The sequence below is a fragment of the Clostridium sp. AF35-15 genome (assembly GCF_003477745.1).
Taxonomy (GTDB): Bacteria; Bacillota; Clostridia; order Lachnospirales; family Lachnospiraceae; genus Otoolea; species Otoolea fessa.
Genome location: NZ_QUDY01000011.1, coordinates 74,174 through 94,990, shown reverse-complemented (window position 1 = coordinate 94,990; position 20,817 = coordinate 74,174). Strand labels below are relative to the sequence as shown.

Below are 20,817 nucleotides of genomic sequence, written 5' to 3'. Positions count from 1 at the left end.
ATAATTCAGAATATATGAATGTGCATACTCCATTGAAAGACAGCCATACTACTGGATACAGGAACTTTTGGAGTTTCCAGAATACACAGGAAGGATGGAAAAAAATGACGGGAAATGTGAAAGTGACAATGAAAAAAAAGATGGGAATCTGTATCTGGGTCGGATGCATGATTCTGATTGTGGCAGCGCTCTGTCTCTGTCTGATGGCAGTGGGGCGGGACAGCGTCTACATTGACGGAACCTTCGTACAGCATTCCGGGGACAGCGCGGAGGCATTTTTGAGACCGGAGGCACAGACGGAGAAGGCAGCATTATGACACAGACGGTCTATCTGAAACTCAGCCAGATCACGCAGGTACATGAGAAAAATGTACCGCTTGCAAGCCTGGGAGAAGTTTATTGCAGTGAAAAAAGCGTGGAAAGCCGCTGTCGTGCGATGATCGTGAAGAGGATCCGCGGCGGCGGGAAACAGCGCGAAAGCCGTCTGATTGGAAACGTCATGGAGATTATCCAGCAGATTGAACGGGAAATTCCGGGGACATCGGTGCAGAATCTGGGGGAGACGGACTATGTCATTCATTATCAGCCGCCGCGCCGTCAGGCGCTTGTCTGGCAGTGGTGCAAGACGCTGTTCGTCTGCCTGATTTGCTTTTTCGGGGCGGCATTTGCGATCATGACATTCAACAACGATGCAAACGTGCTGGATGTATTCAGGAAAATATATGAGATCACGACGGGGCAGGCGTCGGACGGAACAACGGCGTTGGAGGTCGGTTATTCGATCGGGCTTCCGGTGGGGATTTTGCTGTTTTTTAACCATTTTACTTCGTGGAAATTCAGTCTCGATCCGACGCCGCTGGAGGTAGAAATGCGCCTGTATGAGGAAAATGTCAATAAAACGCTGATTCAGAACGAGGAGCGGAAGGAGGATGACATCGATGTTTCTTAAAGAAGCGCTGCTTTTGCTGGCGGGGCTGGCGGCGGGAAGCACGGTGGCAGCAGGAGTCTACGCCTTTCTGGTGGTCATCGGCGTTTATCCGCGCCTGATTGGAAAGACGGCGACGGCGTCGAAGGGGAAAATCTTCTTGTATGAGACGATTATCGCGCTGGGAGGATTGTTTGGAAATGTGGTGGATTTATTTACAGAGAAAGTGAAACAGCTGACCGGGAGTTTTCTGAGAATAGCGTGGCCAGCGGCAATGCCGGAGGTAGAGTTGTGGCAGAAGGCAGCAGAAGGCGGTGGCAGAACGGGAGCTGGTGCTGGATTTCTGGTGATGCTTGGAAATGTCTCCGGACAGCTGCTTCTAGCGGCTGCGGGACTTTCCTGTGGTATTTTTGTGGGCTGCCTCGTCATGTCGCTGGCAGAGACATTGAAAGCCCTGCCGGTGCTGAGCCGCCGCCTGCGTCTGGCAGTGGGGCTGCCATATCTCCTTCTCGCGATTGCGGCGGGGAAATGTGCGGGTTCGCTGTATTATTTCTTACATGGAATTGGAAGACAGTAGAAGAGAGGAGAAACCATGGAAGCCAGAAAAGATCAATATGAAGCATATGTCAAATCGATTACGCCCGTCCACAGTACATGGAAAAATGTGTTGATGGCGGGCATTTCCGGCGGGCTGATCTGCCTGGCGGCGCAGATCAGCACAAATTGTCTGGTTCAGACAGGCATGGAGGAGAAAACGGCGGCGCTCTGGACGATGCTGGGACTGATTCTGCTCAGCGTTATCCTGACAGGGGCAAATGTATTCCAGAGGCTGGCTCGTGTTTTTGGAGCTGGTGTGCTGGTTCCGATCACCGGATTCGCCAATTCAGTTGCATCCCCGGCGCTGGAATACAAGGCGGAAGGACAGGTGTTTGGTGTCGGATGCAAAATATTTACAATCGCGGGTCCGGTGATCCTGTATGGGATTCTGAGTTCGTGGGGATTAGGGGTTGTGTATTGGGGGTGGATGATGCTGACTCAATAATAAACGAGAAAAAGTCTCAATAATATAATAAGAATCTTTCTTGTTTTGTGAAAAATGAGGGTTTACAATCCGGAAATAAATACCTATAATAGCCATAGGGTAATCTGACCGTCTGAACAGCCAGATTCATTATAGAAAAAAGGAACCAGAGAGATGGACGTTTGCTAAGAAGGATAACCGCTTTCGTGACGAGGCGGCTGTCACAGATCAGATAGACCGAGCATGAATGTCTCAGCCGGTCCCGGAAATGGAGTGCTTTATGGCAGAAAAAGTGTTAGAAGTAAATCAGATAAAAGCAAATATAGAAGAAAAAGAGATCCTGCACGGCGTTGATTTGAGCGTCGGCGCAGGAGAGGTACATGTCCTGATGGGACCGAACGGCGCGGGCAAATCGACGCTCGGAAACGTCCTGATGGGAAACCCGCGATATCAGATCACGGGCGGTCAGATCTTATTTAAGGGTGAGGATATCACACATGAGTCCACGGACAAGCGTTCCAAAGCCGGTATGTTCCTGTCCTTCCAGGAGCCGCTGGAGGTACCGGGACTTTCGCTGGAAAGTTTCCTGCGGAGCGCGATGCGCCAGCAGACTGGCAAGAACTTAAAGATCTGGGAATTTCATAAACAGCTCAAAAAGGCGATGGACATTCTCCAGATGGATGAATCGTATGCACAGAGAAGCTTAAACGTGGGCTTTTCCGGTGGTGAGAAGAAAAAATCTGAGATTTTACAGCTGATGCTCTTAAATCCGAGCCTGGCAATCCTCGATGAGACAGACTCTGGTCTGGATGTTGATGCAGTCCGTCTGGTTTCTAAGGGTGTGGAAGAGTACCAGAAGAACCAGAACGGCGCGCTTCTTATTATCACGCACAGCACCCGGATTCTCGATGCACTGCATGTTGACTATACGCACATCATGGTAGATGGAAAGATCGTGGCAACCGGTGACGGCTCCCTGGTTGATAAGATCAACCAGGAAGGCTACGAATCCTTTATCCGTGAGGCGGGTGTGGCAGACGCCCGGAACTAATTGTTATTGTTCGCAGGCAGGCATTTTTGAAATCGAAAGTGCTGCAGGATAACGCGACAGTAATAACGAATCAGCACGGGTAATATGGAGGCATCAAACATGAAAGAAAAAACGTATGTAGATGACATTGATCGCAGCATCTACGATATAAAAGACAAAGAAAATGACGCATATAAAGTAAAAGCGGGTCTGACCCCGGAGATCGTTGAGAAGATTTCTAAGGAGAAAAATGACCCAGCATGGATGCAGCAGTTTCGTCTGCAGTCCTTACAGATTTACAATTCCCTGCAGGTTCCGAACTGGGGACCGGATATCGAGGATCTGGATATGGATAACATCGTAACCTATGTCCGTCCGAAATCCAAGATGAGCGCCAAATGGTCGGAGGTTCCGAAGGACATCAAAGATACCTTTGAGCGTCTGGGAATCCCGCAGGCGGAGCAGAAATCACTGGCAGGCGTGGGCGCCCAGTATGACTCGGAGTTAGTATATCATAACGTGCGCGCGGAGGTAGCGGCGCAGGGCGTTGTCTACACCGATTTGGAGAGCGCAATGCACGGCGAATATGCGGAAATGATCCGGACGCATTTTATGCATCTGGTCAAACCGCAGGAACATAAATTTGCAGCGCTGCACGGGGCGGTCTGGTCCGGCGGATCTTTTGTGTACGTGCCAAAGGGTGTGTCGGTTACGATCCCGCTTCAGTCCTATTTTCGTCTCAATGCACCGGGAGCCGGACAGTTTGAACATACTCTGATCATCGTTGATGAGGGGGCATATCTGCATTTCATCGAGGGCTGTTCTGCGCCGAAATATAACGTAGCAAACCTGCATGCGGGCTGTGTCGAGCTGTACGTCGGCAAAAATGCGAAACTCCGCTATTCGACGATCGAGAACTGGTCGAAAAATATGTACAATTTGAACACCAAGCGCGCGATTGTGGAAGAGGGCGGCACGATCGAGTGGGTATCGGGTTCCTTTGGTTCCCATGTATCGTATCTGTACCCGATGAGTATCTTAAAGGGCGATGATTCAAGAATGGAATTTACCGGCATTACTTTTGCCGGAGAAGGTCAGAACCTCGATACCGGTGCGAAGGTAGTCCACACGGGCAAACGGACTTCTTCCTATGTTAATACGAAATCTATTTCCAAGGACGGCGGTATCAGTACGTTCCGAAGCAGCGTGCAGATTGGAAAACAGGCATCCGGTTCTAAGGCATCGGTTTCCTGCCAGTCCCTGATGCTGGATGATATTTCACGTTCCGATACGGTCCCGGCGATGGATATCCGGACCCGCGACGCGAACGTCGGCCATGAGGCAAAGATCGGACGGATCAGCGACGAGGCTGTTTTCTATCTGATGTCACGCGGCATCAGCGAGGAGGACGCGCGCGCAATGATCGTCAGCGGATTTGCGGATGATGTATCGAAGGAGCTGCCGCTTGAGTACGCGGTTGAGATGAACAACCTGATTCAGCTTGAGATGAAAGGCAGTATCGGATAATAGATGGTTACTGTTTGCAGCGGGGATTTTGAAATAACAGATTCTGCTGCGGGGCATGCAAGTGCATGAATGGTAACGACAGGAGGAAACAATGGGACAGAAAGAAATGACAGTAAACATTCTTCCGACCCGAACCTGGAACCGGCTGGGAATGAACGAAAGCCAGATACAGATTGAGTGGCCGGAGGAAAGTGTTTTGATAAAACCGGAGCGCTTGGCAGCAGGTGTGACCTGGGAAAAAGAAATCTCCGGAAAAGAGTGGGACGAGATCCAGACCGGCATGGGACGCGAGTACGATGTGATGGCGGCGGAATGCGGAACGGCTGGCGCAAATAGAACGGACACTGTAAATGGAACGGCTGTTGCAGAAGAAAATGCCGGTGTGGGAAGTATCTACCGGCTGACAGCGGAAGCGGCAGCTGTGCTGCAGAATGAAAATACAGAATGGACGGTTCTCTGCGTCGATTACAAAAACGGCAGTTACCAGAACCGCCTCTGCCTGGATGCAAAGGAAAACAGCCGCTTAAACGTGCTGATCGTATTCCGCTCCGGGGAGGGCGCACAGGGAACATCCTCGTTCCAGGTAAAGGTCCATGCGGAAAAGAATGCAAAGGTACAGCTTCAGGAAGTGCAGCTTCTCGGCGCCGGATATACCTGCCTGAGTGATATCGGTGCGTCCTGCGGGGAAAATGCCACATTTGAGCTTTTGAAACTGGAACTGGGCGCAGGCAAGGTCTACGCGGGCTGCCTGACCGAGCTGGAAGGAAAAAAGAGCGCAGCTGACGCGAAGATCGGCTATTACACCAGTGTAAACCAGAAGCTGGATATGAACTATACAGTACGCCACCGCGGCAAAAAGACAGAGAGTATGATGGAAGTCTCCGGCGTTTTGCAGGACGGTTCCTCCAAGCTGTTCCGCGGAACGATCGATTTCGTGCCGGGATGCGCCGGGGCAAAGGGAACTGAGCGCGAGGATGTGCTGCTGCTCGGCGATGACATCGTAAATCAGACAATTCCGCTGATTCTGTGTGCGGAAGAAGATGTCGAAGGAAATCACGGCGCTTCGATGGGCGATCTGGACGATGCAACGCTGTTTTATCTGTGCTCCCGCGGACTGTCGAGAGAGGAAGCTGAGCGCATGGTAGCGCGGGCGAGAATCGACGCGCTGAATGAGCTGGTAGCAGACGAGGCAGTACAGAAGCAGGTTCAGGAGTTCATGAACCAGAAGCGATAATAAAATGAAAAAACTGTAAGTTGGCTGCGGTTTGTTTTTGCAGCAAGTATACAAACAAATATATAAGAAGGAACAGAACATGACAGATTACAAGAAAGATTTTCCCCTGCTTGCGGGTTCGGATATCGCATATCTGGACAATGCGGCGACGGCACAGCGTCCGGAGGCGGTATTAAAGGCAGTGGAAGATTTCTATACAAAGAAAAATGCCAATCCGCTCCGCGGGCTCTATGAGCTGGGAATCGAGGCGACGGAGGCATATGAAGCGGCAAGAGAGCGCGTGCGGGAATTTATCAATGCTGGAAAGACGAGCGAGGTCGTGTTTACACGCAACAGCACCGAGAGCCTGAATTTGATCGCGTACAGCTATGGTTTAACCAGTCTGAAAGCAGGCGATGAGATCTTAATCAGCATTGATAACCACCACAGCAATATCCTGCCGTGGCAGATGGTATCCAGACAGACAGGCGCGAAGCTCGTTTATCTGGAATGTCAGCCGGATGGTTCCTACCGGGATGAAGATATGGAAGCCCTGGTGACAGAAAAGACAAAGATCGCAGCGATGCCGCAGATTTCCAATGTCCTTGGCCGCAGAAATCCGGTCGAGAAACTGACGAAACTGGTGCATGAAAAAGGCGGTGTCATTGTCATCGATGCGGCACAGAGCGCCCCGCATATTCCGGTGGATGTGCAGGCACTGGATGCAGATTTCCTTGTATTTTCCGGTCACAAGCTGATGGCACCGATGGGAATCGGCGTCCTGTACGGAAAAGAGACCCTTCTGGATGCGATGCCGCCGTTCCTGACGGGCGGCGAGATGATCGATTCGGTCAGCCGGGAATCCGCAGTCTTTGCCGAGCTGCCGCACAAATTCGAAGCCGGTACCGTCAATGGCGGCGGTGCGGTCGGCTTACAGGCGGCGATCGATTATCTGATGAACGTCGGATTTGACGAGGTGCGGAAGCGTGAGGAGCTGCTGACAACACGGGCAATGACGGCGATGCAGCAGATTCCGGGCGTTCATATCCAGGGAAGCGATAAGCCGGAAGAGCACAACGGAATTATCAGCTTTACCGTGGACGGCGTACATCCGCACGATATCGCGTCGATTCTGGATGCCGCAAATGTCAATGTGCGCGCAGGCCACCATTGCGCCCAGCCACTTTTAAAACATCTGGGTGTATTTGCAACAGCGCGTGCCAGCTTTGCGTTCTACAATACGGAGGAGGACATCGACCGTTTTGTCCAGAACCTGAAAGAAATCCGGAGGAAAATGGGATATGGAGAATAGAACCTTTTACAATGAAATACTGACGGATCACAATCTGCATCCGTTACATAAAGAAAAGCTGCCGGATGCCAATCTGGTATTAGAGGGCGTCAATCCGAGCTGTGGAGATGACATCATTCTTCAGTTGAAGGTCGAAGATGGACAGGTGGTAGACGGTGCTTTTGAGGGAAGCGGCTGCGCAATCTCCCAGGCGTCCGCTGATATCATGCTGGATCTGATCATCGGAAAATCCGAAGAGGAAGCACGCCATCTGGCGGATCTGTTCCTGCGGATGATCAAGGGCGAGGCAGGCGAGAACGAGATCGAAGAACTCGAGGAAGCCGGTGCCCTGGTCGATGTTTCCCATATGCCGGCGCGTGTCAAATGCGCGGTGCTGGGATGGCATACGATGGAAGAGATGCTGGATAAGAAGAACGAGAAATAAGAGAGAAGATAAAAAGAAACGGGAGCTATTCTTTTGGGAGTGTCAGGCGGGACGTACCATTTCCGCTCTGATGATCTATATACCAGAAATAGTCTGGAAAAGAAAAGTCAGAAGTGTTGGCGAAAATATATACAAAAATAGATTGGCAAAAACAAAGCGCGTATAGAGAAAATAGCAAAAAATAAGCCAATCTAGATGCACACTTTTATATAAAATATTCAAAAGATTGACAGCGTATTTACAAAAATAAACAAAGATGTTAAAATAATCATAAAAAGGATGCAGATGGCGATGTACATACAGATGGCGTACAGCTGAATCCTGTGGCTGGAGGTATGAGAGATGCCGAATTTTTCATATAAAGCGCTGGGACGGGATGGAAAAGAAGTCCGGGGAGTGCTCCAGGCTGAGAGTGAAGCGGCAGCCGCTTCCAGAATCCGGGAAAACTATCCGATTCTTCTGAGCATCAGTCAGAAGAAAGAGAAGAAAAGACCTGATGACGGCAGTCTCCTGGAGATGGAGATCGGAAGCAGGCGGATCAAGACGAAGAAGCTGGCGATCCTGTGTTCGCAGTTTGCAATCACTCTTCATTCGGGTATGACCGTGGCGCGCGCGATGCGTATGCTGGCAGCTCAGAATGAGGACAAGCGGATCCGGAAGATCATGGGGGCTGCGGCAGAGGAAGTAGCTGCCGGAAGTACCGTTGCGTCGGCGCTGGAAAAGTATAGCGACCGTTTTCCGCTCACGTTTATCGAGACGATCCGGGCAGGCGAGCAGTCCGGTACACTGGAACGATCCTTTGACCGGCTTCAGAAGTTTTACGAAAAGTCCTACAAGACGACGGAGAAGATCAAGGGAGCGATGACGTATCCTTTGTTCGTCGTTGCGATTGCGGTGGTTGTCCTGATTATCGTCATGGCGAAGGTTATCCCGACACTGGCAGATGTATTTACCGATCTGGGCGGTACGCTGCCGCTGATGACGCGGATGCTGATTGCGACTTCCCATTTCTTCGCGAAGTGGTGGCTGCTGATGCTGGCGGTGCTGGTGTTTTTGAAGATTGGTTCGCAGGTCTATGGCAATACGCCGCAGGGGCGAATTCAGAAAGCAAAGATCGCGTTATCCCTTCCACTTGTGGGCGTGATCAACCAGATGAACGGCGCAGCACAGTTTGCTAATACGATGTCGGTGCTTCTGGCAGCGGGTATCACGATCAATCAGGCGGTTGACACGACGGCGAAGGTCATGGACAATGCACTTCTGAGCGAGGATGTCCGCTCCCTGCGCGAAGGAATCGAGCGGGGACGCAGTCTGGTGGAATGTCTGCAGGGAAAGAAATATTTCCCGCCGACGATGGTCGATATGTGTTCTGTCGGAGAAGAAACCGGTGAGCTCGAGGAGACACTGGACAATGTTGCCGATTATTACGCCAACGAGGCGGATTATCGAATTCAGCGGCTTCTGGCACTGCTGGAACCGACGATGCTGGTGGTGCTTGCGATTTTTGCGGGTATCATTGTAGTGTCGATTTATCTGCCTATCTTTACGATGTACGATCTGATGTAGACGGAGTGCATGATTCAGGATGAAACAGGGCGGAATCCCTGTTCATTAATAAAAAAGAAATAGGAGAATGATTATGATGAAAGGATTAATGAAAAAAGTTCGTGGGAACAAAAAAGGATTCACACTGGCAGAGCTGCTGGTGGTTGTTGCGATCGTAGGTATTCTGGTTGCAATCTCGATTCCGGTATTTACGGCACAGCTGAGCAAGGCTAGAAAGGCTACGAATCAGGCAAACTTAAGAGCGGCGAAGGCAGCAGCGATAGCAGCGTATTTGACAGATGAAGATGTGACGTTAGCCGATAAAGATGGTAAAATTGTATATTATGAGTACGATTTGGATAGTGGCACGTCTACGAAAGATGGTGCTCTTAAGACTGATTTTGCAGCACCAACAACTGACTATAGCGAAGTCACTGATATGGATTCTGCAACCGATAAAGCTAAGTACGAGCATATACAGGTGGCTATTAAAATCAGCAGCGATTCAGACAGTACTGCAAACGGTACAGAAGTTAAATTGTATGCTTCTACTAAGGAGTAAGAAATAAACCACATACGTGGAGAAAATGGATGGGGTTTTCCCATCCATTTTTGCTAAAGGCGCCTGACGTGCTTCTCTGACAAGTAAACACACAGTATAAAGTCAATTTACTATGAAAGTTCTGCCGCCGATTAGGCGGCATGAATTCAAGGATGCCAAATGTGCCTGCCAGAGCTTTCATTTGTGGTGGTACACCTGACTGCCAGGCGCATGAAGGTTTAGAATGAAAGTGATGTTCACATCAGAAATTTTTCAGGATTGAAAAATCCATTCATTGTCAGATACATAAGCGTGGCCTGCAACGCACGAATCAAAACAAAGTCAGCAGGTCATTTTGATAAAAAGTGGGTGAGCAAATGAAAAAGAACCAACACGGTTTCACACTGGCAGAACTTCTGGTGGTGATAGCGATCGTAGGGATTCTGGTGGCGATCAGTATTCCGATTTTTACGGCACAGCGGAAAAAAGCGGTCATCGCAGCCAATCAGGCGAATGTCCGTGCGGCGAAGGCAGCGGCCGTGGCGATGCTGTATGGAAGCAAGGAAAGCCTGGAACGTTACGAGAACCAGCCGCGGAAGCAATACCGCTATTACCGGTATAATGTAAAAGAAGGAAAAATTGTCTGTCAGGCAGAGGGAGAGAACGCGCACATTGAGTATGCACAGGGAAGTGGAACAAAGAAGGTAAATGACCTGGGGCAGGAATACCGGAAGACGGCGATGGAAGCCAAGACACCGTGTACAGATATTCTGGTGTACATCGGAAATCCGGCGGCTAATCCATATGCGAATACGTCTCCGCTTCAGACCGCTCCTTTCTATGAGGGAAATGAAGTTGGGGGAACCGACCAGAATCCATTTGGTCCGAAGCCGGGATTTGGTGCCAAGTAAAAGAAATGAAAGTGGGCGTTTTAAGATAAAGATAGCGTTTTACATATCTTGGAAGATATAAAACATTGGGGATTTACAAACAGACAGAACATGGATACGGACAGGAGATATTCCATTGATGCTGCATCAAACCACATTTTTAACGATTTACATATTAACCATAACATTTATCCTTGGCTGTGCGCTCGGAAGTTTTACTGACTGTCTGGCAGGGCGGATGTTAAACGGAACGTCCGTTTTGAAAGGGAGATCCCACTGTGATGCCTGCGGTCATGTGCTGGGAGTACTGGATTTGGTACCGCTTTTTTCACGGCTGTGCCTGCGGGGCAGGTGCCGTTATTGCGGAGCGAAGATCCCGGCGGAGGCATTCTGGACGGAATTTGTTTTAGGAATTGCATGCTGCCTGATTATGTACCGGTACGATGTCTCGGTGCTGGCACTGCGGGGAATTCTGCTCTGGATGGTGCTTTTATGTCTGACACTCACAGATCTGCATGCGTGGATCATACCGGACCGGCTTCAGATAGCCGGAATCCTGATCTTTTTTGGCACGGCGCTGGGCTTACCGGAACCGGGAAGACAGATGCTGCGGGGAGTTCTGACCGGTGCCGGACTGGCTGTCAGTATGCTGGCACTTTCCCTGCTGTTTGACCGCCTGACCGGAAAAGAAAGCTTGGGGGGCGGCGATGTAAAACTTTTTTTTGTGACGGGACTGTATATGCGTTCCGCCTGGGAGGTATTATTTTTCCTGATTCTCAGCTGTGTGCTGGGAATTGCAGGTTCTGTCATCGGTCGGAGGGAGAAAATTCCGTTTGGACCGGCGATTGCGGCGGCATGTTTTTGTATGCTGCTGTATGGAGATATATGGACACAATGGTATACAGGGCTCTTTTAAAGGGAGTGCAGAGATGAAGAATTGTTTAGGAATTGAGATTGGACATTACCGTATCAAGATTGCATATGCGGAAAATGGCGAGCTTCGCGAATTTATCAGCGAGCGGGTCGAGGGGATCGACCGGAACGATATGCGTCAATATGCGGATTTAATAAAGGATTTGTTGAAGGAGTATGCGATCCGCTGCCGGAACGTCGTGTTTGTCATCCGGCAGGAGGATGCGTATGTGCGGCGCTTTGAGCTGCCGCTGATGACGGAGGAACAGCTCCGGCTGAATCTTCCATATGAGTTCCATGATTATATCGGAAACGAGATGGATAAGTACGTCTTTGATTATGCGATGATCTATGCGGATCAGGAAAAAATGGATTTGATTGGTGCGGCGTGTACGAAAGAGCTGTCGCAGCAATTTGAAAAACTGGCCAAGATGGCACACTTGAAATTGGTCGGTCTGGTTCCGGCCGTGCTGGGACTGGAATGGATTCTGGAATATGCAGAAGAGAGAATGGCGGATGAGAAGAAGGCTTTGGAGACAAAGCTGAATGCAGAACCTCATAAAAAGGAAGAAAAAGAGAACGCAGAGGGGGCAGAAAAATCGGAAACTGTGAAAGACTATGCGATTCTCGATCTGGGAACCCAAGCATTGCGGATCCATTTCTTTCGCCAGGGGATCTATGATATTACCCGTACCATGGAGCCGGGCTGTGAGGAGATCGAGCAGATCCGTTTGGGAGATAAGAACAAGATGCAGGAACTGGGAATTGAGGTGGAGGAAGAAAACCGCGAGGAGACCGACAAAGAAAAGATGGCGGCTGTGCTGGAGGAGCAGTACCGGACCCGCGCCGTCCAGGTCATGCGAGTTTTGAACTTTTATAGCTTCAACAATGTGAATAATACGATCGACAGCCTCTATTATTGCGGCGGAGGCGCACGATACGGGGAATTGATTGATGCGCTGAAAGAAACGCTTAATCTGCCGGTGCGGAGTGTGGCGGAGCTTCTGCCGGAGGTCTCTTTGGATGAGGAAGACGAGTGGATCGACAGCCCACAGGCATACGGTGTATTACTTGCATAAGGAGGAAGAGCGGTGGCTGATTTAAAATCAATCGCGAATATGCAGATTGGCGGTCCGAAGTATCCGAAAAAACGGCGCATCAATCTGTATCAGAAGCAGGTTAAAAAAGGAAAGATAGCGGCAGAATTGGGTGTGTTTGTCGTATTTATGGGACTAGTTTATGGGTTTTCGCAGTTTGACGTGGTGCGTCTTCTGAGAAAGGCAGACCAGGCGGAGGCAGTCTATGCGGCGACTGAGCAGCAGCTTTCGGCGCTTCAGAAGTCCAACGAGGTGTACAGTGAGGTTCAGGCGGAATACGCACATTATGGAAATGGGTACCTGAATGAGGAAGAGAGACAGCTTCCAGACCGGAGAAAGATGTTGGATTCGCTGAAATCACAGATTTTCCCGCTGACGGCCGTTTCGACGGTTTCGATCACCTCCGATCAGATGGCATTAGAGGGAAGAATTCCCAATGGTTCCTCCTTTCCGGAGCTGGTTCGCGATGCGGAGGCGGATCCGGATGCACGCTATGTGACGGCGTCTCTGGAAGAGACGGTTCAGAAAGAGGGGGAGGAGCGGGTTCTTGCGGCTTCCAAACCGGTGGGCGTGTCGATGACTGTATTTTTTAACGTACCAGAAGAGGACGGAGAAAAACAATGAATTCGTTAAAGAAATATATCTTATCAAGAACGCAGAAGATTGTACTGCTTCTGTTTGTAATCATATTGATCGCGGCGGGCTACTATGCCGGATTCTATCTTCCGGTGCAGAGGCGGATCCAGGCGGCGGATACGACGGATCTGGAGGCACAGATCCAGATGGAGCAGGTAAAGTCGAAGCAGATCCAGCAGATGAAGAAGGAGATAGAGGAAAATAAGGCATCCAATGCGCCGATGGTTCCGGCTTACAATCATTTTAAGGAAGAGACGGAAGAGCTGAACCGCATTTTTGCAGATGCGTATAATTTCAGCTTCCAGTATTCGGAACCGAAGGTGGATGGGATGCAGATCCGGCGTGCGATGAATATTTCTTTTACGGCAGATTCGTTTGATCACGCTGTTTCGATGCTTCATGAGGTAGTGGAAGGATCATACCGCTGCCTGATCGAGGATCTGAGCATTCAAGATGATGAAGATCTGGAAGATGAAGAGTTAAAGGATATCCGCATCCACCCGGTAGCAGTGACGTTCCAGCTGACTTATTTTGAGACCCGATACGATGCGGAATCAGAAGAAGGTCTGGATCTGGAACCGGAGGAAACGCAGGCACCGTCGGGACTGGCGAATGCGGATGTGTCGAACCTGCAGCGTTCGGACCTTGAGACAGCGGCAGAGGCGGCGCTGGGAGAATAAAGCATGAAAAAAGCAGAGAACAGTGAAAAACACCCGGAAATCTGGAAGCGGGTTTTCAGCTGTATGAAAAATCAGGATGGCGCCAGCTTGATGGCGGCGCTCCTGTTTTTTGTGTTTTGCGGGGTGGGCGCGTCGATCATTCTGGCGTCCGCCTCTGCATCGGCTGGTAAGATCCGGAATCTTCCGGGAGAAGATCAGAAGCGGTATGCGGTGGACTCGGCGGCGGTATTTCTGCGGGATGAACTGCAGAAGACGGAAAATATAGTCAAGATCAAGGAAGTGATCGTGCATGACAGCCGGGAAGACGAGGAAAACGATAAGGATGATTTTTACTGCTACTACGTCGGCAGCTGGAAAAACACGGATAATGAGGCGTCGTGGCAGAAGTTCTATGGAACGGATTCGGGTTTGTCAAGCCCAGAGAGTGGGAATAGCGCGATTCTCGATTCACTGATCGTGGATATTTATAGAAATAATGAGTATCGGAAGCTGGCAGACGGGGACGATGCGTCGGAGGAAGAAATGGCGTACAAAGATTTTACCCTGTCAGTGAAGAAAGACGGAACGACCGGGGACACGATTGACCCGTTAAAGACCAGTGTACGTCTGTGGATGGCGGATGATTATAAAATCAAGGCGGTTATCTCAGATACAGTAACGGCGGATGACAGGAAGGAAGAGCGGTGCGAGAAACGGCTGGAGCTGGAAGCAGCACATAGCTCCGAGCATAAGACGGTCACAGTACGGGGCGATGACGACGAATCGGACGACGACGATTCCTACACGATCACGACGACGACCATCATTACGACGATCCGCTGGCAGAACGGAACAATAGAGAAGGAGCTGCTGCAGAATGATAAGTAGAATGAAATGGGCAGCTGGAAGAAAGCTGCGTGCCAATACGGGCGAGACACTGACAGAGGTACTGATATCGGTTCTTGTGATTGCACTGGGAATGACGATGTTTCTGAGTGCATTTCTGGCGTCCGGCAGGATGCTGCGGCAGGGCGAAGAGCAGATGGCGAGCTATTATGACAGCCGCAATCAGCTGGAGAACAACCGGACAGCGAAACAGGCGTCGGGCAGATATGTTCTGGAGCTGGAGGCATCTGGAACCGGCGGCATGAAGAAAAGCCTGGCGTCAAATGCCTACCAGACAGGCACACAGACGAATTACCGGACGGGACAGTATCCCATCGTGCTGTATGTGAGCCAGGCTGATTCGGATGCAGAAGAGGAAGAGGTAAACTTACAAGAGCTGCTTTACAGATACCGATAGAGGAGACAGAGATGGGACAGGAGAGATGTGAATGCCGCAGATGCAGAAATAGGCATTGCAGGCAGCAGAAACAGACGGCATCCAAGGGTCACCGGAAGCTCTTTTCAGTATGTCAGAAAAAACTCCGGTCACAGAACGGTATGACGCTGACGGAGCTTCTGGCGGCGATTGTGATTCTCGGTATGATCGGCACGGTGCTTGGAGGCGGCGTGATGATGGTAAAAAATGTTTACCAGAGGACGCAGGAACAGGCAGATGCAGAGCAGGCGCTGTCGCTCACGGCGCAGCTGATGACCGATGAATTTGCGAATGCGCTGGAAGTGAAAAATTCTGCCGGGACTTCCGCAACAGGAGAATTGGTAACACCTCTTTTGCGGAGTGGAAACAGCCACCTGTGGCTGCACTTCAGTGCGACAGACTGGTCTGGCACGGGCATTGAAAAATGGTATGGGGATTATACTTACGATGATGCGTATAATAAGATATCCTTGCTGACGCAGGCGGCGATTTCGGATGAATACTATACGGCATTTGACGGCTATACCTATTCGGAGGAGACAGCATGCTTTACGGTTCAAAATCTGGCGATCTACCGGAAAAAAGATACGATGGGAACTTCCCGGAAAGCGGTGGTAAAGCCGATTAACCTGACCGTGCGTGCAGTCAATCTGGATCAGAAATAAAATAAAAACTAACTGTTCAGCAGGTCTGCGCGTGACTGTGAAGGTACTGAACAGTTACAATAAAAAGAGGAACGAGGACAGATGGAGCAGAAGAGACAGAACAAACAGAAGAGAAGGGCGGCGTTTACACTGGCGGAATTTTTGACGGTGATTGCGATTGTCGGTATTCTTGCCAGTCTTTCTTTTGTTGCGGTGATTCATTACCAAAGAAAGCTCCGCCGTCTGGAGATGGATCAGACGGCGAAGGAGATCTTTCTGGCGGCGCAGAATCATCTGACACTGGAGGTCTCCAGTGGGACGATTCCGCGTCTGCTCCATATGGAGGCACAGGGGGAATTTTCAGACGATCAAAAGCAGGCAAAGCTGGGAATTTCGGTAGATAATACAGTGCTGGCGGAGGAGAAAGAGGGAAATATCTACGGGGTTCTCTATGTGCCGGAAAAACAGGCAGGGCAGCCTGAATCGGAACAAGAAGAGTCTGGCGGTGAGATGGCGCTGGCATCTGCGAATGTGACCGAGGAGATCCGGCAGCGCCTTCTTCCGTTTGGATCGATTGATGAGACCGTCCGTGGAGACGGGAGCTATCTTATTTTCTATGATCCGGAGGCAGGACTGGTCCGCGAGGTGTGGTATTCGGATCGTTATCAGTTTGTGCAGACGGATATCGGAAGCGAGGCACTTCTGGCGGCGGCGTCTGATGCCGGAAAACGGGAGCGGTTTACGGGAGCTAACTCCAATTATAAAGATCAGAAACTGCCGATCGGATATTACGCATCAGGAAATCTGGAAGTCCCGGAACTGCCGGTGGAGGAATTCGAGGCGCCGACAGTGAAACTGGTGAATGATGATATTTTATATGCAAAAATCGAGGATCCGAATAAAAATGAACATTCACTGAGTCTGTTTGTAAAGGGAGAAAAGAGCGGTACAACCGGATACATCGAGATCAATCCCCCGGAAACCAGCCGCTCGGCGCGTGTGGCGAAGGTGTCCGGAGCTTCGGGCAATTCGGATGGAACGTATCAGGTCATTCTGGATGACATAGCGGCGCCAGCCGGCACGGGCACAAGTACAGGATTCAAATTTATGGATTTCAACCAGCCGGCACAGACGGATATGATATTTCAGCAGGATGAAAGAGGTTTTGCCTCCTTTATTCCGGGCGAAAATATCTTTGTGTACGCGCAGGTTTTCAACAATGAAGCGCTTTCGCAGGTTAAAACGAGCAATATAGAATCCGGCAGCAGCCTCTTTGCATCGATCAGTACGGACCGAAGCGCGGAGATTGGCAGCTTCCGCCATCTGGAAAATCTGGATGAGCGGGTTTCAGGCTGGGATCCGGATCAGCTGTACACTGGGGCGGTGACTACATCCAAAACGGTTACGGCGATGCAGAATAGTGATCTGACCTGGAAAGCGGGAGAAAATATTGCGGACGAGAGCGGTTACTGCGGACATGTGGCGAAGCTGCATACGGCATTTGGCTCGAATTTTTTGAATCAGAATGCGGAAACCATCTCGATTGCCTACCGGGTGACGGATCAAACGAATGCAGATCGGACGAACCCGACGGCACAGGCATATATCACGGAGGCGGGAAGCTATCTTCCGCTTAGTCTGCCGTATCCACTGGACTATCAGGGAAATACATACCGGATCGATGGTCTGCAGGTAGGAAAAACGGCGGGAAGTTCAATCACAGCAGTAGATGGGACGGGTGGACTGTTTGGAACGGTAACACAGGATATGAGTGTTAAAAACCTGCTGATCTGCCAGCCGGTGGTCCGGACGAAGGCGAGTGCAGGCGCTTTGATTGGTGCGGTGACGCCGGGAACGGATTCCCGGGGAACTACGAATCTGGCAACGGTGAAAATTAAAAATGTGCAGATTGAATATCCGCAGGTACAGGCAGAGCAGACCGGCGCTTCTGCCGGTGCGTTGGTGGGCACATTTGAGGGCGTCACTCTGACCGTCCAGGATGCACTGGCGGAGAATCATTTCCGTGATAAGCTGGGAAGCAGCACAGAAAAAGCGGCAGATCTGAAGCAGGAGGAAGAAAGCAAATACCGGATCCGCGCTTTAAAGGGAACGGCGGGCAGCCTGATCGGCACGGCAAAGGGGGAAATTTCTCTGACCGACAGCGCAGCGGCACTCTATGTGGAAGGCATGTACGCCGGCGGTCTGGTCGGAACTGTTGAGAAAGCATCAACTGCAGCCGCCGCAAGCGGTCCCACGGTGCAGATTCAGAGCTGTTATGTCGGCGGTCATACAGCAAACAAGAAGTTTGACACATCCCAGAAACCGGGGAATGGGGCAAATGCCAATGCAGCCTTTGAGAATCTTACCGGACGTTATAATGTAGCGGCATATACCGGCGGATTCGCAGGAGGTCTCGCCGCACAGCTTCCGGCAGACAGTCAGATAGCGAATACATATGTGTCGGCGTCGGTGTATTCGCCGACGGCTGAGGAAAAATCGGATGAAACGGAGGATGGAAGCGGAACGGCAGCGAATGAAACAGAGAATCCGGCGCTGAAAGCACCTGCGTTTGTTGCGTTCTATGATTATGCAAATAGAACGGATGGAATGCTGCCGTCGGAGACGAGCGGTACGGGAACAAACAAAAAATCAGTTTATCCGGGCTGTTATGTGTGCAGTAAGGTGAATGAGAAATATGTGCTCGCATACGCAGAAGAACTTTCAGAACTGTTTGGTGCTGAGGGAACGGGTGCAGACAGCGAGAATACATATCCGTATGATCCAGAATTAAAGAAAGCAGAAATACCGATTTATCCCATGCCGACGATCCAGAAAGTAGCGGAAAAACTTGCTGCGCAGAACGCTTCAAAGGGATTTTCCTGGTTTCTGAATAACCATGTCGGGGACTGGGACAAGGAAGAGAACGAAGAGGCGCTGCATACTGGAAACAGGCTGTATATCGATTATGTCTCTCCGTCTCCGCTTGAAGAAAATCAGAGAATACATCTGATATTTTCGATTACCGGCGAATTGAGCGGTAAAACGATGTGGTATGTTCTCCAAGTCAATACGGGTGATTTGCAGGAAAATACTCTGAGAATGGGATCAAAATTTTGCTTTGTAGATACGGAAGAGAAAGCTGCCAGCTGTGTAAAAAATGAGGCAAATGGCAGTTGGACGAGATTTGCCGACAAAAACAGGGTAAATCGTTTTGAAATAGGCATAACGGAAGAGAAAAAGTTGAAATTGCGTTTCTATCTGGATGATTTATCACGCGAGGGTGGAAATTTCTGTAGTCTGGGTACCTGGGGAGGTTATCAGCCGGGCGGTTACATAAATGGAGAAAATGTTACCGTAAAATTGAGCGAGGATGGCTATCCACCGACAGAAAATACAAGGCTCTCATATAAGTTCAACAGTTGTTTTGCCGATGTAATTGAACCCAATGATGATGGAACGGATACCTATACGGTTAAGGTTGCCAATGGGCGTCATCTGCAGAATCTGAATTTCTGCGGAGAAGGCTATGGTGGTTTAAAGATCACACGGGTCATTCAGACCGATAATATTCTCTGGCAGGAGGATGATTCGATTACCTCACAGACGGAAGCGTATTGTAAAGAGGTGAAAGATGCATACGGAAAGATGACGATCTACAGTCCGGGAAATTCCAAGTATGAAGGTGGAAGTTTCTGGCCGATTAACAACCCGGATATTATCTCTTATGATGCGGAGGTGGATGAGAAAGAAAAAGCAAAACTGGGTGAATGTTATACGATTGCAGGCTTAAAGATAACTCCTGTTGCCTGGAATGGTGCGGCTTTATTTCAGAAGACGGATCATCTGACGATATCAAACTTGAATCTGAAGGATCCGGACATTTCCTGTCAGGGGCAGAATACAGCAGGGCTGGTGGCGCAGGCAGGCACTTCGGCGGACAGCTATCTAACGATTAAAAATATCCATATATATGGAGAAGAATCCCGGATTTCTGGAACGCTGGCAACAGGCGCGGTGGTTGGAAGCACGAATAGTGGCAGTCTGACACTCGACCATGTAGTTGTAGATGCACCGACGCTGCAAATAAGTGGAGGAAAAACCGGAGGCTTGATCGGGGAAGCAAAAGTAAGTGATTTAGTGATGAATCACGTATATGTTTCAGGAAAAAATGCACGGATACAGGGAACCGATGCTAGCGGAGGTCTGGTCGGCTTTGCCGAGAGCTCTGGTCAGATGAAGTTGGAAAACAGCTTCTTCTCTGGGTATGTGGATACAACTGGAACCGCCGGAGGTTTGTATGGATACCTGAAAAACAACCAGAATGGCGGAACTGCCGGGAAAGAATTCAGCATTGAAAACAGTTATGTCGGCGGACGGAACCGCTCTTACGGTTATACGGAAAGTGGTGCGGAAGTGCTGTCAGATAGAAAGAATGTGTCAGGCGGCAGGTGTGCCGGAGGCCTCGTGGGGTGGATGGATGGTCCGATTTCGGTAATACAGAGTTTCAGTGCAGCGGATGCGTGTGGAACGAATACATATAATGCCATCGCAGGCGGTTTATTTGGAAAATATGATTCTGCAAAACTGGTTCTTTCGAACTGCTACACAACAGGAAGTGTGAAAGCGGCTGGAACCTCAATGTTCCTTGGACACTATATTGGTCAGTTGAACAATACCTGGTGGTGGGGGCCAGGAGCCCAGCTGGAAGCTGGCATTCTTTCGGTCCCGGAAGAATGCTGGTATCTGCCAAAGCTAAGCGACGCAATCATTGGCGCACCTTATGTGGACAGCAGCTCTGTAAAGGACAGCTATTCTAGTATTACCAGGACAGGTGCCGCTGACCTGTCGTCCAAAACAGGCACCAATGGCGTTGATCAGACGATCGCAATAGATGATTCTCTGCAAGGAAAAGCATATCCATATCCAATTTGGACGATCTATGAACCAACAGTTTGGCAGACTGGCACACGCCTGTATGTGGGCGACTGGGATTAGGAAATTAAGAAAAATTAGAAAACGATTGAAAACTGGAAACAGGCGCTATTTTACATACCGGGCGGAACCATCAAATTTTTGCCCGGCAGGCAGGATAGCGCTTGTTTCTATAAAAATGCCGGATG

20 protein-coding genes are annotated in these 20,817 nt (G+C 50.1%); all 20 read left to right on the top strand.

Annotated features, from left to right (window positions below):
* Positions 1-104 precede the first annotated feature (104 nt).
* The 20 genes from DWZ76_RS12335 (at position 105) to DWZ76_RS12240 (ending at position 20,692) form a co-directional block, all read left to right on the top strand.
* A complete protein-coding gene (locus DWZ76_RS12335; RefSeq protein WP_022358678.1) occupies positions 105-317 on the top strand; it encodes a hypothetical protein in 213 nt (70 codons plus the stop codon).
* Positions 314-949 (top strand): stage V sporulation protein AA, encoded by a 636-nt coding sequence (locus DWZ76_RS12330; protein ID WP_118472865.1) that lies wholly within the window; start codon positions 314-316, stop codon positions 947-949. The genes DWZ76_RS12335 and DWZ76_RS12330 overlap by 4 nt, the downstream gene beginning before the upstream one ends.
* A complete protein-coding gene (locus DWZ76_RS12325; RefSeq protein ID WP_118472864.1) occupies positions 939-1,502 on the top strand; it encodes a stage V sporulation protein AB in 564 nt (187 codons plus the stop codon). The genes DWZ76_RS12330 and DWZ76_RS12325 overlap by 11 nt, the downstream gene beginning before the upstream one ends.
* Before the next feature lie 15 nt (positions 1,503-1,517).
* The gene (locus DWZ76_RS12320; RefSeq protein ID WP_118472863.1) at positions 1,518-1,967 is read left to right on the top strand and encodes a SpoVA/SpoVAEb family sporulation membrane protein; all 450 of its coding nucleotides are present in this window, start codon (positions 1,518-1,520) and stop codon (positions 1,965-1,967) included.
* Between the two features lie 259 nt (positions 1,968-2,226).
* Positions 2,227-2,997, top strand: a complete 771-nt coding sequence (sufC, locus tag DWZ76_RS12315; protein ID WP_107000429.1) for a Fe-S cluster assembly ATPase SufC — start codon at positions 2,227-2,229, stop codon at positions 2,995-2,997.
* 99 nt (positions 2,998-3,096) lie between these two features.
* Entirely contained in the window at positions 3,097-4,503 is a 1,407-nt protein-coding gene (gene sufB / locus DWZ76_RS12310; protein WP_118472862.1) for a Fe-S cluster assembly protein SufB, read from the top strand.
* Between the two features lie 91 nt (positions 4,504-4,594).
* The gene (locus tag DWZ76_RS12305) at positions 4,595-5,737 is read left to right on the top strand and encodes a SufD family Fe-S cluster assembly protein (protein WP_118472861.1); all 1,143 of its coding nucleotides are present in this window, start codon (positions 4,595-4,597) and stop codon (positions 5,735-5,737) included.
* Between the two features lie 79 nt (positions 5,738-5,816).
* Positions 5,817-7,028: a SufS family cysteine desulfurase gene (locus tag DWZ76_RS12300; RefSeq protein WP_107000052.1), complete on the top strand. Its 1,212-nt coding sequence runs from the start codon at positions 5,817-5,819 to the stop codon at positions 7,026-7,028.
* Positions 7,018-7,452 (top strand): Fe-S cluster assembly sulfur transfer protein SufU, encoded by a 435-nt coding sequence (sufU, locus tag DWZ76_RS12295; RefSeq protein WP_118472860.1) that lies wholly within the window; start codon positions 7,018-7,020, stop codon positions 7,450-7,452. The genes DWZ76_RS12300 and sufU overlap by 11 nt, the downstream gene beginning before the upstream one ends.
* Before the next feature lie 342 nt (positions 7,453-7,794).
* Complete coding sequence (locus DWZ76_RS12290; protein ID WP_118472859.1) at positions 7,795-9,018, top strand: type II secretion system F family protein; 1,224 nt, start codon at positions 7,795-7,797, stop codon at positions 9,016-9,018.
* A gap of 73 nt (positions 9,019-9,091) precedes the next feature.
* Positions 9,092-9,559: a prepilin-type N-terminal cleavage/methylation domain-containing protein gene (locus DWZ76_RS15430; protein ID WP_270497524.1), complete on the top strand. Its 468-nt coding sequence runs from the start codon at positions 9,092-9,094 to the stop codon at positions 9,557-9,559.
* 356 nt (positions 9,560-9,915) lie between these two features.
* A complete protein-coding gene (locus tag DWZ76_RS12280; RefSeq protein ID WP_118293240.1) occupies positions 9,916-10,449 on the top strand; it encodes a type II secretion system protein in 534 nt (177 codons plus the stop codon).
* Positions 10,450-10,567: 118 nt separating this feature from the next.
* Positions 10,568-11,344, top strand: coding sequence for an A24 family peptidase (locus DWZ76_RS12275; RefSeq protein ID WP_118472857.1), 777 nt, complete (start codon positions 10,568-10,570; stop codon positions 11,342-11,344).
* A 13-nt stretch (positions 11,345-11,357) separates the two neighbouring features.
* Positions 11,358-12,419, top strand: a complete 1,062-nt coding sequence (locus DWZ76_RS12270) for a pilus assembly protein PilM (protein WP_182431324.1) — start codon at positions 11,358-11,360, stop codon at positions 12,417-12,419.
* A gap of 12 nt (positions 12,420-12,431) precedes the next feature.
* Positions 12,432-13,061 (top strand): hypothetical protein, encoded by a 630-nt coding sequence (locus DWZ76_RS12265; RefSeq protein ID WP_118472855.1) that lies wholly within the window; start codon positions 12,432-12,434, stop codon positions 13,059-13,061.
* Positions 13,058-13,753 carry a hypothetical protein gene (locus DWZ76_RS12260; RefSeq protein ID WP_118472854.1) on the top strand — a complete coding sequence of 232 codons (696 nt, stop codon included), beginning with the start codon at positions 13,058-13,060 and terminating at the stop codon, positions 13,751-13,753. Before DWZ76_RS12265 ends, DWZ76_RS12260 begins: the two co-directional genes overlap by 4 nt.
* 3 nt (positions 13,754-13,756) lie before the next feature.
* On the top strand, positions 13,757-14,620 hold the full coding sequence (locus DWZ76_RS12255; protein ID WP_117795689.1) for a hypothetical protein: 864 nt from the start codon (positions 13,757-13,759) through the stop codon (positions 14,618-14,620).
* Entirely contained in the window at positions 14,610-15,035 is a 426-nt protein-coding gene (locus tag DWZ76_RS12250; RefSeq protein ID WP_147341923.1) for a hypothetical protein, read from the top strand. The genes DWZ76_RS12255 and DWZ76_RS12250 overlap by 11 nt, the downstream gene beginning before the upstream one ends.
* Positions 15,036-15,046: 11 nt before the next feature.
* Entirely contained in the window at positions 15,047-15,718 is a 672-nt protein-coding gene (locus DWZ76_RS12245) for a type II secretion system protein (RefSeq protein ID WP_117795685.1), read from the top strand.
* A gap of 81 nt (positions 15,719-15,799) precedes the next feature.
* A complete protein-coding gene (locus DWZ76_RS12240; protein WP_118472853.1) occupies positions 15,800-20,692 on the top strand; it encodes a prepilin-type N-terminal cleavage/methylation domain-containing protein in 4,893 nt (1,630 codons plus the stop codon).
* The last annotated feature ends 125 nt before the right edge of the window (positions 20,693-20,817 follow it).

Excerpts from the sequence above, each read along its gene's own strand:
- DWZ76_RS12260 (WP_118472854.1), top strand. The coding sequence starts at position 13,058 with ATGAATTCGTTAAAGAAATATATCTTATCAAGAACGCAGAAGATTGTA.
- DWZ76_RS12325 (WP_118472864.1), top strand. The coding sequence starts at position 939 with ATGTTTCTTAAAGAAGCGCTGCTTTTGCTGGCGGGGCTGGCGGCGGGA.
- sufU (WP_118472860.1), top strand. The coding sequence starts at position 7,018 with ATGGAGAATAGAACCTTTTACAATGAAATACTGACGGATCACAATCTG.
- DWZ76_RS12300 (WP_107000052.1), top strand. The coding sequence starts at position 5,817 with ATGACAGATTACAAGAAAGATTTTCCCCTGCTTGCGGGTTCGGATATC.
- DWZ76_RS12320 (WP_118472863.1), top strand. The coding sequence starts at position 1,518 with ATGGAAGCCAGAAAAGATCAATATGAAGCATATGTCAAATCGATTACG.
- DWZ76_RS12245 (WP_117795685.1), top strand. The coding sequence starts at position 15,047 with ATGGGACAGGAGAGATGTGAATGCCGCAGATGCAGAAATAGGCATTGC.
- DWZ76_RS15430 (WP_270497524.1), top strand. The coding sequence starts at position 9,092 with ATGATGAAAGGATTAATGAAAAAAGTTCGTGGGAACAAAAAAGGATTC.
- sufB (WP_118472862.1), top strand. The coding sequence starts at position 3,097 with ATGAAAGAAAAAACGTATGTAGATGACATTGATCGCAGCATCTACGAT.
- DWZ76_RS12305 (WP_118472861.1), top strand. The coding sequence starts at position 4,595 with ATGGGACAGAAAGAAATGACAGTAAACATTCTTCCGACCCGAACCTGG.
- DWZ76_RS12250 (WP_147341923.1), top strand. The coding sequence starts at position 14,610 with ATGATAAGTAGAATGAAATGGGCAGCTGGAAGAAAGCTGCGTGCCAAT.
- DWZ76_RS12270 (WP_182431324.1), top strand. The coding sequence starts at position 11,358 with ATGAAGAATTGTTTAGGAATTGAGATTGGACATTACCGTATCAAGATT.
- sufC (WP_107000429.1), top strand. The coding sequence starts at position 2,227 with ATGGCAGAAAAAGTGTTAGAAGTAAATCAGATAAAAGCAAATATAGAA.
- DWZ76_RS12290 (WP_118472859.1), top strand. The coding sequence starts at position 7,795 with ATGCCGAATTTTTCATATAAAGCGCTGGGACGGGATGGAAAAGAAGTC.
- DWZ76_RS12280 (WP_118293240.1), top strand. The coding sequence starts at position 9,916 with ATGAAAAAGAACCAACACGGTTTCACACTGGCAGAACTTCTGGTGGTG.
- DWZ76_RS12275 (WP_118472857.1), top strand. The coding sequence starts at position 10,568 with ATGCTGCATCAAACCACATTTTTAACGATTTACATATTAACCATAACA.
- DWZ76_RS12330 (WP_118472865.1), top strand. The coding sequence starts at position 314 with ATGACACAGACGGTCTATCTGAAACTCAGCCAGATCACGCAGGTACAT.
- DWZ76_RS12240 (WP_118472853.1), top strand. The coding sequence starts at position 15,800 with ATGGAGCAGAAGAGACAGAACAAACAGAAGAGAAGGGCGGCGTTTACA.
- DWZ76_RS12255 (WP_117795689.1), top strand. The coding sequence starts at position 13,757 with ATGAAAAAAGCAGAGAACAGTGAAAAACACCCGGAAATCTGGAAGCGG.
- DWZ76_RS12335 (WP_022358678.1), top strand. The coding sequence starts at position 105 with ATGACGGGAAATGTGAAAGTGACAATGAAAAAAAAGATGGGAATCTGT.